Origin of the sequence: Solirubrobacter phytolaccae, from assembly GCF_027587195.1 — a bacterium.
In the GTDB taxonomy this organism is placed as follows: domain Bacteria; phylum Actinomycetota; class Thermoleophilia; order Solirubrobacterales; family Solirubrobacteraceae; genus Solirubrobacter; species Solirubrobacter phytolaccae.
The window spans coordinates 24,990-37,069 of record NZ_JAPDDP010000039.1 but is presented as its reverse complement, the minus strand read 5'-3'; the positions used below and the strand labels follow the sequence as shown (position 1 = coordinate 37,069).

Genomic DNA, 12,080 nt, shown 5'->3' with positions numbered 1-12,080 from the left:
CTAGCCACCGAAGCGGCCACGCAACGCCTGGACGTTGGCGACGTACTGCTTGGTGTCGTCGAAGACGCCGCGCGACCTCAGCGCGCCCAACCCCTGGTAGTAGGCGGCGATGGCGGAGCTCTCGTCACCGCCGGTCTGGTTGAGCAGCTGCTTCAGGTACAGCACGCCCGCGGTCACGTTGTCGTGCGCCGAGTTCGGGTTGAGCTGGCGCTGGGCGAGGTTCTGCTGCACGTAGTCCCACGTGCCGGGCATGACCTGCATCACGCCGCGCGCGTTGGCCGACGAGACCATCGCGTTGTTGAACCCGCTCTCCTGATAGGCGATCGCGGTCGCCAGAGACGGGGAGACGCCGTGCTGGGAGGCGACCGACTGCACGTCGGTGGCCCCCACGCGCGTCGCGGTCGGCGCGGGCGCCGCGGCCGGGACGACGTGATTGGCGGGCTCCGGCTGGGCGGCACGCGCGGGAGCCGGCGCACCCGTGGGCAGCTTGAGCACGGTGCCGGTGAGCAGGACACCATGCGGGTCCAGCCCGTTCATGGCCGCCATGTTGCTCAGCGACACGCCGGACGAAGCGGCGAGCCCGGACAGCGTGTCCCCGGCGCGGACGGTGTAGCCGCCCATCGGCTTGGGCGCGGACGACGCGGGCACGGGCGCGGCCGTGGACGCGGCGGGAGCAGCCGCTGGAGCGGAAGCCGGCGCCGAGGTCACCAGCCCGGCCGACTGCAGGGCCGCGTAGCCCTCGGTGGTGGACGGCACCTGGATCGTCGAGCCGAGCACGACCTGCGAGCTCTCCGACAGGCCGTTGAAGGCCGCCACGGTGCGCGTGGTCAAGTTGTTGGCCGCCGCGATCGACCAGAGCGTCTCGCCGGGTTGCACCACGTGCGGTACGGCGGCACTGGAAGGAGCAGCAAAGAGAAGCGCGAATACGACGGCGTACAGCGGAGCGATCCGCAAGGTACATGCCTCCTGCGTAGGGTGTGACTCCACCGAGGCTTGCCCTTCCGCTCTCACATTGGAAGCACCGCGCGCGGCCTTACGTCCCCCTGCATGGCATCCTGCGGAGCTTGGACGACCTGAAGCTGTGGCTGCAGAAGTGGCGCTGGTACCAACGCAACAGCCTGCCGTGGAACCGTGCGCGCATCCACTACGAGTTCGCCAAACGGCGGTCGTTCGCCAAATGGCCGCTCCACGGCGAGATCCTCGAGCTGTTCGCCGAAGGCCGCCTCACCCTCGGTGAGCACGTCGTCCTAGAGCCGAACGTGTGGCTGACCGGCACCGGGCACATCGACATCGGCGAGGGCAGCTTCCTCAACCTCGGCGTGCAGGTCGCGGCCATCGACCGCGTCACGATCGGCGCGCACTGCATGTTCGCCAACGGCTGCCTGATCACCGACGCCAACCACCGCTACGACGACGTCACGAAGCCGATCACCTGGCAGGGCTTCACGTCCAAGGGCCCGACAACCATCGGTGACAACGTCTGGTGCGGCGCGAACGTCGTCATCACGTCCGGCGTCACGATCGGGGAACGGTGCGTGATCGGCGCCAACAGCGTCGTCACGACCGACATCCCGCCCTTCAGCATCGCCGCGGGCGTGCCCGCCCGCGTCATCCGCCCTTGGTCAGCATGATCTGCACCGCGAGCACCACGCCGGCGACGAAGATCGCGAACGCCGTGAGCGCCATCGCGCCCCAGGCCAGCCGCACGCCGCCGTGCGAGTCCACGTAGCGCGCCAGGCCCAGCACCACGAACGAGAACGCCGCGGTGATCCCCACGCCGCACACGAGCGAGACCCAGATCACCTCGAAGATCTGCCCCAGCTCGACGACGCCGAGGATCATGCCGGCACCACCTCCGGCGCGCGCCGCGCCTTCCTCACGAAGAACGCCAGCAGGGCGAGCAGCAACCCGCTCGCGACCACGATCGGGCCGACCGAGCCGTCACCGAAGATGCTCACCACGCCGTAGGTGAACGCGCCGACGGCGGCCGAGCACGGCAGCGTGAGGATCCAGGCCACGACGATGTTGCCGGCCACGCCCCAGCGCACCGCGGAGAGCCGCTTGGCGGCGCCGGCGCCCATGATCGCCCCGCTCATCACGTGCGTCGTCGACAGCGGGAACCCTACGTGCGAGGCCGACAGGATGACCGCCGCGCCCGCGCCCTGGGCGGCGAAGCCCTGCGCCGGGTCCATCTTGATGATCCGCGAGCCCATCGTGCGGACGATCCGCCAGCCGCCGAAGTAGGTGCCGAGCGCGATCGCGGTCGCGGCCGAGACGACGACCCACAGCGGGATGTCGGCGTCCGCGCCCGTGTTCCCGTTCGCGACCAGCGCGAGGAAGATGATGCCCATGGTCTTCTGCGCGTCGTTGGTGCCGTGCGACAGGGAGAAGAGCGCGCTCGAGGCGAGCTGCCCGAGCCGAAATCCGCGCGAGACGACGCCGGGCTTCTGACGGCCGATGATCCGGTAGGCGACCAGGATCGCGAGGCCGGCGGCGAGCATCGCGAGCACCGGGGCGACGAGCGCCGGCACGGCGACCTTCTCGATGAGGCCGTCCCAGAGCACGGCGGACGAGCCTTGGGCGACGAGCGTCGCGCCGACCATGCCGCCGATGAGGGCGTGCGAGGACGAGGACGGCAACCCTTGCCACCAGGTCACGAGGTTCCAGGCGATCGCGCCGATCAGCCCGGCGAAGACGGTCAGGAGCGTGATCGAGGCGGCGTCGACGATGCCCTTGGCGATCGTCGCGGCCACCGCCAGCGACAGGAACGCGCCGACGAAGTTGAGGGCGGCGGCCATCATCACGGCCAGCTTCGGCGCCATCGCCCGCGTCGAGACCGAGGTGGCGATCGAGTTCGCGGTGTCGTGGAAGCCGTTGGTGAAGTCGAAGGCGAGAGCCGTGCCCACGACGATCCAGAGAACGATGTCGGAATGCACTGCGCTAGCGGTTCTTGATGATGATGCCTTCGAGCGTGTTGACCGCCCGCTCCGTGGCGTCGATCGCCTCCTCGAGGCGCTCGAAGATGTCCTTCCAGCGGATGACCATCAGCGGGTCGATCCCGTGCTCGAAGAGGGAGGCCACGCCTTCGCGGAAGATCCGGTCGCCCTCGTTCTCGAGGCGGTTGACCTCCACCGTGTAGTGGTGGATGTCCTTTAGCGTCCGCAGCCGCGGCATCGCCTCGGAGATCTGGCGCGTGGCGTCGCGCAGGACGGCGGCCATCCGCTCGGCCTGCTCCATCGGCGCCTCGATCCGGTACAGCCCGAGGAAGTCCGCGACCTCCTCGATGAAGTCGACGATGTCATCCAGGGCGGACGCGAGGGCGATGATGTCCTCGCGGTCGAACGGCGTCACGAACGTGTGGTTCAGCCGCTGGATGATGTCGTGCGTGATCCGGTCGCCCTCTTGCTCGCAGATCACCATGTCGCGCGCGGCGGTGGCGTTGTCGGGCCACTCTTCGAGGATCGTGACGAGGAGCTCGGCGGCGCGTACGGAGTTGCGCGCCGCCTCCTCGAACAGATCGAAGAACTCCCGCTCCTTGGACGCGAACAGCTGCGTTAACCGGCTCATCGCCGGGCGATGTTAACGACTCGTTATCAACCCACGTGTGAGCGGGGCATCGAGGGCAGCTCGGAGCGGAAGCGCTCGAGCTCCTCCGGGGCGATGTTGTAGGTGTGCTCCGGGGCCGGGAACGTGCGTGAGCGCACCTCTTCGGCGTAGGCGTCCACGCCGCGGCGCATCTCGTCCTTGACCGCCGCGAAGCGCTTGGCGAACTTGGGCTGGAAGCCGTCGTTGATCGTCAGCAGGTCGTGGAGTACCAGCACCTGGCCGTCCGTGCTCGCCCCGGCGCCGATCCCGATGATCGGGATCTCCATGTAGGGCATGATCGCGTCGGTGACCGCGGCGGGGATCGCCTCGAAGACGATGCTGAAGCAGCCCGCTTCCTGCAGCGCGAGCGCGTCGTCGAGCACCGCGCGGGCCCGTGCCGCGGTGCGGCCCTGGGCGCGGTAGCCGCCGAGCATCGTGGCCGTCTGGGGCGTGAGCCCGACGTGGCCCATGACGGGTACGCCCGCTCGCACGATGGCGCGTGCGCGCTCGGCCGAGGTGCCGCCGCCCTCGAGCTTGATCGCGTCGCAGCCCGCTTCCTTGACGAAGCGGTGGGCGGTCTCGATCGCCTGCGCGTCACTCGCCTCGTAGGAGCCGAACGGCAGGTCGCCGACCAGCAGCGGCGCGCGCAGCCCGCGGCGCACCGCGCGCGTGAGCATCAGCAGCTCTTCGACCGTGACCGGCACGGTGTCGGCGTAGCCGAGCACGGTGTTGGCCGCGCTGTCGCCGACGAGGACGACGTCGACGCCCGCCTCCTCGACCACGAGCGCACTCGGATGGTCGTAGGCGGTGATCATCACGATCGGCTCGCCCAGCGCACGCATCTCGTGCAGCTTGGTGAGCGTGATCCGCTTGCGGTTGGGGTCCTTGGGCGGGGTGGACATGTGGTTCCTCCTGGGGGTTGGTTGACGCCTGGTGCTCAGGTCGCCACCGGAGCCGGAACGGGTTCCAGCACGAGGTTGTCAATCAGTCTGACGGGTCCGACGTGTGCCGCGACCGCGACGAGCGCGGGAGCGGCGATCGTGGTCAACGGCGTGAAGGAGAGCGGGTCGACGATCGCGAGGTACTCGGGGTCGTCGAGATGCGAGAGCGCGACGGCGCGGACGCGCTCGGCGTCGCGCTCACCGGCGGCGACGGCGTCGCGGGCGGCGAACAGCGCGCGGGAGAGCTGCAGCGCGTCCTCACGCTCGGACGGGCTCAGGCGCACGTTGCGCGAGCTCATCGCGAGGCCGTCCGGCTCCCGAATCGTCGGCAGGACCTCGATCTTGGACGGGAGGTCCAGGTCGCGCACCATCCGCTTGACGACCGCGACCTGCTGCGCGTCCTTCTGCCCGAAGTACGCGGCGTCGGGCGCGACGATGTTCAGCAGCTTGCAGACGACGGTGCAGACGCCGGCGAAGTGCCCGGGGCCGCGCTCGGCGCCCTCGAGGATCTCGGACAACCCGGTGACGCTCACGGTCGTCGCGAACCCCTCGGGGTAGATCTCGGCGGTCGGCGGCGCGAACAGCACGTCGACGCCCAGCTCGGACGCCTCGACGGCGTCGTTGGCCTCGCTGCGCGGGTAGTTCGCGAGGTCGCGGGCGTCGTTGAACTGCGTCGGGTTCACGAACAGGCTGACCACGACGGCGTCGTGCTCGTCCTTGGCCGCACGCATCAGCGAGTGGTGGCCGGCGTGGAAGGCGCCCATCGTCGGCACGAGGCCGACCGACCGGTTCTCGGCGCGCAGGTTCCCCAGCCAGGCGCGCATCTCGGGAATGGTCCGGATCGTTCTCATGTCCAGCTCCGTCTACCCGCGACGGCGCGGGTCACCTCCGCCAACTCGTCCCAGACGGGCAAAAGCTCGGGCGTGCGCTGCTCGATCGTCGCCCGGTGGCGCTCCACCGTGCCCTCGTCGCCGCGGGCGATCGCGCCCGTCAGCGCGGCCTCCGGGCCGATCTCCGCCCACTGGCGCGCGGTCGCCAGCACGAGCGGCGCGAGCTGGGCGCGCGTGATCCCGGCCGTGGCCGCGAGCCGCTCGGCGCAGGCCTCGAGCGCGACGAGGAAGTTCGCGGCGATCGCTCCTGCCGCGTGGTAGGCGACGCGGTCCTCGGCGGGGACGCGCGACACGTCCAGCCCGAGGCGGTCGGCGAGCGCGAAGGCGGTGGCGAGCGCGTGTTCCGTGGTGCCGTCGACGGCACCGCCGGCCCCGCGCAGGATGCTCGGGGCGCTTCCGGGTGGCGTGGACATCATCGGATGCAGGCTGAAGCCTTCACGGTCGCCGAACACGTCGAGGCCGGTCGCGCCGGAGACGTGGCCGAGCAGCGGGCCTTCGGGCATGGTGGCGGCGACGGCGGCGATGGCGCCGTCCGGCACGGCCAGGAGGAGGACGTCGACGTCGGCGGGAACGGGCTCGCCACGGCGGAGCGCGGGCGCTTGCAGCCCGGCCGCCAACACGGTGCCCATTCGGCCGGCGCCGACGACGGCGCAGGTGATGCTTGTCACGGACGATGCGGGCATTGCGTTCGATTCTGCCGTGTGCGGCGGTACCGTGGCGACATGTCCAGCGCTTTGGAGCGGCGCGAGGAGCTCAAGGCCGTCTTTCACGAGGCTCAGTCCTGCGTGAGATGCCCGCAGCTGGCCGCGGGTCGTACGACCGTGGTCTTCGGCTCCGGCAACGCGGATGCCGACCTCATGTTCGTCGGCGAGGCGCCGGGCGCGAACGAGGACAAGCAGGGCGTCCCGTTCGTCGGCCAGGCGGGGAAGCTGCTGGACCAGCTCCTCGGCGAGATCGGCCTCACGCGCGCCGACGTCTTCGTGGTCAACACGCTCAAGTGCCGGCCGCCCGGCAACCGCGACCCGTTGCCGCAGGAGCTCGACAACTGCCAGGACTACCTGTATCGCCAGCTGGAGCTGATCGAGCCGAAGGTCGTCTGCACGCTCGGGAACTTCGCCACCAAGCTGCTGCGCGGCGATCCGACCGGGATCACGCGGCTGCACGGGCGCGACGAGGAGCGCCAGATCGGGCCGCGGCGGGTGCGGCTGTACCCGATCTACCACCCGGCGGCCGCGCTCTACACGCGCTCGATGCTGGACATCCTGCGCGCGGACTTCCAGCGCATCCCCGAGCTGCTGGCGTTGCCGGCGCTCGACCAGCCCGAGCCCGAGCCCGAGCCGGTCGTGGCTGAGCCGGAGCCCGAGCTCGAGGTCCTCGAGCCCGAGCCTGAGCCCGAGCTCGTGTACGACGAGCAGCTCGGCCTCTTCTAAGCCGCCTGAGAAGCCTTCGCCGCCGCGTGCTCGTCCGCGGTGATCGCGTAGCGCTCGTGGTCGCGCCACTGGCCGCCGATCAGCAGGTAGCGCGGCGAGAAGCCCTCCAGGCGGAACCCGGCGCCGCGGGCCAGCGCGATCGACGGGCCGTTGCCCGGCTGGATGTTTGCCTCCACCCGGTGCAGGCCGAGGGGGCCGAAGCAGTGGTCGAGGATCTGCTCGAGCGCCTCGCGCATGAGGCCCTGGCCGGCGTGGGCCTCGTGGGCGTAGTAGCCGAGGTAGGCCGACTGGAAGGCGCCGCGGACGATCTGGGAGATCGTGAACACGCCGGCCATCGCGCCCGAGTCGGTGCGGCAGGCGAGCAGGCAGAGGAAGTCGTCGCGGCGCGAGCGGCCGTAGAGCTCGTCGAACTGGTCGGCGCGCTCGGGCGGGTACGTCCACGGCCGGTGCAGCCGGTGGCTCTCACGGGCGAGCTTGAGGAACTCCGGCCGGTCCTCGCGGGTGAGGACCCGCAGCAGCACGCGGGCGCCGGACGGTGGGTCGGGGAGCTCGATGTCGGAGGGGCGGACGGCCTCTCCCGGGCGGCGACGAAGCACTGGCCTCTTCATGCGGCTGCCTATCAAAGCGCACGCCGGAATACAGTGCGAGCGATGCGGCGTTTGATGGTGATGGCGGTTCTTTGCGTGACCTTGGTCGGCTGCGCGGCGAGCCAGTACAAGTTCGTGTGCAACGACGGCACCTGCGAGGTCGAGACGTCCGGGCCCGCGACGCTCGACTTCGAGCGGGAGTTCGGCGAGACGCTCGAGGTCGTGGAGACCGCGGACGACCGCGTGACGCTGGAGGCCGAGTCCGACCGCAAGTCGTTCAAGATGGGCGAGTCCGGCACCGTCGGGCCGCTGAAGGTCACGGTCACGAACATCAAGGGCGAGCTCGCCGTCTTCTCCGTGAAGGAGTGAGACCGCCCGCGATCGACGCGCGCGCCGCGGCGCGGCCTGAGCTCGGCGGGGTGGAGCGTTGGGCGCGTGAGCTGTGCGCCCGGCTGCCGTACACGATCCACCGCCCGCCGCCGGCGCTGGTGCACCGCGCCGGCCACGCATGGGAGCAGGCGGTGCTGCCGGTCCTGAGCGCGCGGGCGCCCGCGCTGCTGTGCCCGGCGAACCTCGCTCCGGTCGCGGCGCGCAACGTCGTCGTCGTGATCCACGACGCCGCGCCGCTGCGCCATCCCGGCTGGTACTCGGGCGCCTACGCCGCGTTCCAGCGCCGGATCCTGCCGCTGATCGCGCGCCGTGCCCGTGCGGTGATCACCGTCAGCGAGTTCTCCCGCGACGAGCTGCGGGAGCTGCTCGGGGTGGAGGCGCACGTGGTCTACGGCGGCGTCGATCCGCGCTTCGCGCCGGGGGAGAAGGCCGAGCGGCCGTACGTGCTGTGCGTGGCGTCCCACACGGCGCGCAAGAACCTGCGGGCGCTGGTTCCGGCGGCGCAGGCGTTGGCGCGCCAGGGGGTGGAGTTGCGCGTCGCCGGCGGACACCGGCCGCAGTTCGCCGCCGAGGAAGGGCTGGACGCGCTCACGTTGCTCGGGCCCGTGCCCGACGAGGCGCTCCCGGCGCTGTACGCGGGCGCGCTCGCGTTCGTGCTGCCGTCGGTCTACGAGGGCTTCGGCCTGCCCGTGCTCGAGGCGATGGCCGCGGGGACGCCGGTGGTGACGACGAACGTCACCGCGCTCCCGGAGACGAGCGGCGGCGCGGCGCTTCTGGTCGAGCCCGATCCGGAGGCGCTTCGCCACGCGCTGCTCGGCCTCGTGGGGGACGAGACCGAGCGGGCGCGACTACGGAACATGGGGCTGGGTCGAGCCCGGCAGTTCAGCTGGGAGCGCACCGCACGTGGAGTGGACGCGGTGGTCCGCAGCACGTATTAGGGTACCCTAATACGTGCTGTGAAGTGACCTTGACAAGGAAGGCCCATGTTGAACCGTGTCCGGAGGATGGTGCTGCTCGTCGCGGCGCTCCTGCTTTCGAGTGCATCGCCCGCGCTCGCCCAACAGATCACGTCGGGCTCGCTCGACTGGGGCGTGAAGGCGTCCTTCCGCAGCTACGTCGAGGGCTCGATCGGGCACGGGACGGTCACGGTCGGCGACGGCGCGACCAAGAACGCCGACGGCACGTATCGCTTCCCGCTGCGGTCGGGCAGCTTTACCGCCGGTGAGAACACGACCGACGTCACCCTCGGCGGCTGGGTGCGGTTCGTCGCTCATGACGGCTCGCTCGACCTGACGATCAAGGACCCGCGGGTGAAGTTTGCGGCCGGTGGGTCAACCCTGGTGGCCGACGTGACCAGCAAGCCGCTGAGCGGCGGTGACCTCGTCGTGTTCGACGACGTGCTGCTCGCCGAGCTGGACCTCTCCGCGGTCACGCCGACCGGGACGACCGTGTGGTCGGCGGTGCCGACCGTGCTGACCGGCGCGGGCGCGCCGGCCTTCGCGGGCTTCTACCAGCCGGGGCAGGCGCTCGATCCGTTGACGCTGCGGTACACCGGACCGGGCGGGAAGCCAGTGGCGGTGGACGCGTTCACCCCGGCCGGAACGCCCAAGTACTCGCAGGTCGCCGACGGACGTGACATCTACGCGGACACCTACTTCCCCGAGCCGGGGCGGGGCCTGCTGCACGCGATCAACACGACGTCGCTGACGGCGGTCGACCTGACGACGGTCGAACCGCTCGGCGCGACGACGTTGAGCGGCGTCACGGCGTACGCGTACGACTCGGAGACCGGCACGATCTTCCTGGCCGGCACGGCCGGGCAGCCGCTCCGCACGGCGACGTGGAACACGCAGACGAAGACCTACGACCTCGCGGCCATCCCCGGGACGAGCTCGTGGGCGCGGAACCACCTGGCCTACGACACGCGGACGGACAAGCTCTACGCCGTCCAGGGGCTCGCCAGCGGCAACTTCACCGACACCGCCGTGCCGGTCTCCCCGGCGGCGGTGGTGATCGCCCGTGACGGCGCGGGCTGGAGCGTGAAGGACTACCCGGCGCTGGCGACCGGCGGGCGTGCCGTGAGCGGCCTCGCGGTGAGCCTGCAGGGGCGGATCGTCGCGACCCAGCACGCCACGGTGACCGGCACGCCGAGCCCGGCGACGATCTCCGCGAGCCCCGCGGTGCAGCTGGTCGACACCGGGAGCGAGCTGACGGTCGTGGAGATCGCCGGCTCGGTGCCGCCGAAGCCCGCGGGCTCGTTCACGTTCGGCTACGCGTCGCCGACGCCCGGGCCGGGCTCGAACGTGACGCTCGTCGAGGGTGGCGTGACGTCCGGCTCGCTGATGACGCTGGACACGACCGCGACCGGCTTCGTCGGGACGACGCAGCACACGTTCAACGGCACGGTGCTGGACGTGGCGGTCGATCCCGTGGACGGGCTGATCTATGCGGCGCTGAACACGAAGCGCACCGTCGTCCTGCGTGACGGCGCGCTCGCGGGCGCGCTCACGCAGGCGCCGACGGGTGTGGCCGAGCTGTTCGCGAACGCGGTCGGCGCGTACGGCGGGACGCTGTTCCTCCGCAACAACGTCGCGCCCGTGAAGTTGTTCGCCTACAAGCTGGTCGCGACGTCGCCGACGGTGACCGCCCCGCCGGAGAGCGCTTCGCGGACCCTGCTCAAGGGCGAGACGTCCAAGAGCGTGACCTTCCAGGCGGGCGCGATCGGTGCCCCCGCGCCGACCGTGCAGTGGCAGTCGCGTACCAGCAGCGCGGCCACCTGGCGCGACATCGCGGGCGCCACGGCGGCCGCGCTGGCGCAGACGGTGACCTTCGACGACAACGGCCGCGAGTACCGCGCGGTGTTCACCAACGCGGGCGGGTCGATCGCGTCGGCGCCGGCCTCGCTCGAGGTGCGCGCCGCGCCGAAGGTGCTGGTCGAGCCCGCTGACGTGACCGTGGTGGAGGGCTTCGACGCGCAGTTCAAGGTCGGCCCGTCCGGCAACCCGTACCCGGACATCCAGTGGCAGCGCCGCGACGACGGCTTCTGGGAGGACATCCCGGGCGCGACCGGCAGCTTCCTCACGGTCGAGGACGCCAACACGGCGATGTCGGGCGCGCGGTTCCGCGCGCGGCTGCGCAACAGCATCGACACGACCTACTCGCGTGAGCTCACGCTCACCGTCACCGACCCGCCGCCGGACGTCTTCCGCGTCGCCGCTGGCGCGCTGGACTGGGGCCTGAAGGCGTCGTTCCGCTCGTACATCCGCGGGCCGATCGCCCACGGCGCGATCGCCTACAGCGACGGCGCGAGCGAGAACGCCGACGGCACGTTCCGCTTCCCGCTCGCGGGCGGCGAGTACGACCGCACCCGCAGGACGGGCGAGTTCCGCGCGCGCGGCACCGTGCGCTTCACCGGCCACGACTCGGGCATGGGGCCGCTGCTGGACATGACGTTGACGAACCCGCGGGTGGTCGTGGACGGAGCGGCGGTGACGCTGTATGCCGACGTCAAGAGCAAGTCGCTCAACTCGGGCGCGATGGAGGACTTCCCGAACGTCCGCTTCGCCGTGCTGGACGGCAGCGCGCTCGCGCCGGACCTCTCGGGCCCGTCGACCGTGTTCGGCCCGATGGGCGCGACGCTGACCGAGCCGGGCGCCCCGGCCTTCGCGGGCTTCTACGCGGCCGGCTCGGTGCTCGACCCGGCCGTGGTCAACGTCTCCTCGTGGGTGAAGGCGGGCGACGAGCCGCCGTCCGAGGAGGAGCCCGAGGTGACGCCGACGCCGACGCCTGAGGCCACGCCCACCCCGACGCCGCCCGTCGTCGTGCCCGCGCCCTCGCCGACGCCCGTCCCGACCGTCGCGCCGGTGCGCAGGCCGACGCTGAAGGCGGGCGCGGCGCGGCAGACCGTGTCCCGGACCGGTGTGGTGCGCGTGGCGACCGTGACGTGCGGAAGCGCGGCGTGCACGGTGACGCGGCCGGCGCGGGTGTCCGTGCGCGTTGGTGGGCGCACGTACCGCGCGGTGGTGACGGGTTCCACGCGCGTCGCAGCGGGTCGCACGGGCTCTGTGGCGCTGCGGCTGCCTGCGAGCGCGCTGCGCGTGCTGGGCCGTCGGGCGGTGACGGTGAAGGTGACCGTCACGGTGGCGGCTGGATCTGAGCGGGTGCGGCGAACCGTGAGCGTGCGGGTGCGCGGGCGGTAGTGGAGCTCCGCTCGGGTGGCGCGCTCGCGGCGGACCAGCTCGCCACCCCGGTCATCCG

Annotated in this window: 13 protein-coding genes; 5 read left to right on the top strand and 8 right to left on the bottom strand. The window is 71.4% G+C overall.

Annotation, left to right across the window (positions count from 1 at the left end; genetic code table 11):
• Entirely contained in the window at window positions 1–879 is an 879-nt protein-coding gene (locus OJ997_RS20300) for a LysM peptidoglycan-binding domain-containing protein (protein ID WP_270027046.1), read from the bottom strand.
• A 185-nt stretch (window positions 880–1,064) separates the two neighbouring features.
• Between OJ997_RS20300 and OJ997_RS20295 the strand changes: the two genes are divergently transcribed.
• Window positions 1,065–1,631, top strand: a complete 567-nt coding sequence (locus OJ997_RS20295) for an acyltransferase (protein WP_270027045.1) — start codon at window positions 1,065–1,067, stop codon at window positions 1,629–1,631.
• On the opposite strand, the gene OJ997_RS20290 is transcribed toward OJ997_RS20295, so the two are convergent.
• The 6 genes from OJ997_RS20290 to OJ997_RS20265 are packed head-to-tail and all read right to left on the bottom strand — an operon-like array spanning window position 1,609 to window position 6,099.
• Window positions 1,609–1,842, bottom strand: coding sequence for a hypothetical protein (locus OJ997_RS20290; RefSeq protein ID WP_270027044.1), 234 nt, complete (start codon window positions 1,840–1,842; stop codon window positions 1,609–1,611). The genes OJ997_RS20295 and OJ997_RS20290 overlap by 23 nt on opposite strands.
• The gene (locus tag OJ997_RS37685; RefSeq protein WP_270027043.1) at window positions 1,839–2,906 is read right to left on the bottom strand and encodes an inorganic phosphate transporter; all 1,068 of its coding nucleotides are present in this window, start codon (window positions 2,904–2,906) and stop codon (window positions 1,839–1,841) included. Before OJ997_RS37685 ends, OJ997_RS20290 begins: the two co-directional genes overlap by 4 nt.
• 34 nt (window positions 2,907–2,940) lie before the next feature.
• Window positions 2,941–3,567 carry a DUF47 domain-containing protein gene (locus tag OJ997_RS20280; protein ID WP_270027042.1) on the bottom strand — a complete coding sequence of 209 codons (627 nt, stop codon included), beginning with the start codon at window positions 3,565–3,567 and terminating at the stop codon, window positions 2,941–2,943.
• Window positions 3,568–3,593: 26 nt separating this feature from the next.
• On the bottom strand, window positions 3,594–4,487 hold the full coding sequence (gene panB / locus OJ997_RS20275) for a 3-methyl-2-oxobutanoate hydroxymethyltransferase (protein WP_270027041.1): 894 nt from the start codon (window positions 4,485–4,487) through the stop codon (window positions 3,594–3,596).
• A 35-nt stretch (window positions 4,488–4,522) separates the two neighbouring features.
• Window positions 4,523–5,377 carry a pantoate--beta-alanine ligase gene (gene panC / locus OJ997_RS20270; protein ID WP_270027039.1) on the bottom strand — a complete coding sequence of 285 codons (855 nt, stop codon included), beginning with the start codon at window positions 5,375–5,377 and terminating at the stop codon, window positions 4,523–4,525.
• Complete coding sequence (locus OJ997_RS20265) at window positions 5,374–6,099, bottom strand: DUF2520 domain-containing protein (RefSeq protein WP_270027038.1); 726 nt, start codon at window positions 6,097–6,099, stop codon at window positions 5,374–5,376. Before OJ997_RS20265 ends, panC begins: the two co-directional genes overlap by 4 nt.
• 39 nt (window positions 6,100–6,138) lie before the next feature.
• Here OJ997_RS20265 and OJ997_RS20260 point away from each other — a divergent pair, with 39 nt between their 5' ends.
• Complete coding sequence (locus OJ997_RS20260) at window positions 6,139–6,846, top strand: uracil-DNA glycosylase (protein ID WP_270027037.1); 708 nt, start codon at window positions 6,139–6,141, stop codon at window positions 6,844–6,846.
• On the opposite strand, the gene OJ997_RS20255 is transcribed toward OJ997_RS20260, so the two are convergent.
• Window positions 6,843–7,454: a GNAT family N-acetyltransferase gene (locus OJ997_RS20255; protein ID WP_270027036.1), complete on the bottom strand. Its 612-nt coding sequence runs from the start codon at window positions 7,452–7,454 to the stop codon at window positions 6,843–6,845. The genes OJ997_RS20260 and OJ997_RS20255 overlap by 4 nt on opposite strands.
• Window positions 7,455–7,496: 42 nt before the next feature.
• Here OJ997_RS20255 and OJ997_RS20250 point away from each other — a divergent pair, with 42 nt between their 5' ends.
• The 3 genes from OJ997_RS20250 (at window position 7,497) to OJ997_RS20240 (ending at window position 12,022) form a co-directional block, all read left to right on the top strand.
• The gene (locus OJ997_RS20250; RefSeq protein ID WP_270027035.1) at window positions 7,497–7,802 is read left to right on the top strand and encodes a hypothetical protein; all 306 of its coding nucleotides are present in this window, start codon (window positions 7,497–7,499) and stop codon (window positions 7,800–7,802) included.
• Window positions 7,799–8,761: a glycosyltransferase family 4 protein gene (locus tag OJ997_RS20245; RefSeq protein WP_270027034.1), complete on the top strand. Its 963-nt coding sequence runs from the start codon at window positions 7,799–7,801 to the stop codon at window positions 8,759–8,761. Before OJ997_RS20250 ends, OJ997_RS20245 begins: the two co-directional genes overlap by 4 nt.
• Before the next feature lie 66 nt (window positions 8,762–8,827).
• Window positions 8,828–12,022 carry an HtaA domain-containing protein gene (locus OJ997_RS20240; protein WP_270027033.1) on the top strand — a complete coding sequence of 1,065 codons (3,195 nt, stop codon included), beginning with the start codon at window positions 8,828–8,830 and terminating at the stop codon, window positions 12,020–12,022.
• The last annotated feature ends 58 nt before the right edge of the window (window positions 12,023–12,080 follow it).

Excerpts from the sequence above, each read along its gene's own strand:
- OJ997_RS20290 (WP_270027044.1), bottom strand. The coding sequence starts at position 1,842 with ATGATCCTCGGCGTCGTCGAGCTGGGGCAGATCTTCGAGGTGATCTGG.
- OJ997_RS20280 (WP_270027042.1), bottom strand. The coding sequence starts at position 3,567 with ATGAGCCGGTTAACGCAGCTGTTCGCGTCCAAGGAGCGGGAGTTCTTC.
- panB (WP_270027041.1), bottom strand. The coding sequence starts at position 4,487 with ATGTCCACCCCGCCCAAGGACCCCAACCGCAAGCGGATCACGCTCACC.
- panC (WP_270027039.1), bottom strand. The coding sequence starts at position 5,377 with ATGAGAACGATCCGGACCATTCCCGAGATGCGCGCCTGGCTGGGGAAC.
- OJ997_RS20265 (WP_270027038.1), bottom strand. The coding sequence starts at position 6,099 with ATGCCCGCATCGTCCGTGACAAGCATCACCTGCGCCGTCGTCGGCGCC.
- OJ997_RS20260 (WP_270027037.1), top strand. The coding sequence starts at position 6,139 with ATGTCCAGCGCTTTGGAGCGGCGCGAGGAGCTCAAGGCCGTCTTTCAC.
- OJ997_RS20255 (WP_270027036.1), bottom strand. The coding sequence starts at position 7,454 with ATGAAGAGGCCAGTGCTTCGTCGCCGCCCGGGAGAGGCCGTCCGCCCC.
- OJ997_RS20250 (WP_270027035.1), top strand. The coding sequence starts at position 7,497 with ATGCGGCGTTTGATGGTGATGGCGGTTCTTTGCGTGACCTTGGTCGGC.
- OJ997_RS20240 (WP_270027033.1), top strand. The coding sequence starts at position 8,828 with ATGGTGCTGCTCGTCGCGGCGCTCCTGCTTTCGAGTGCATCGCCCGCG.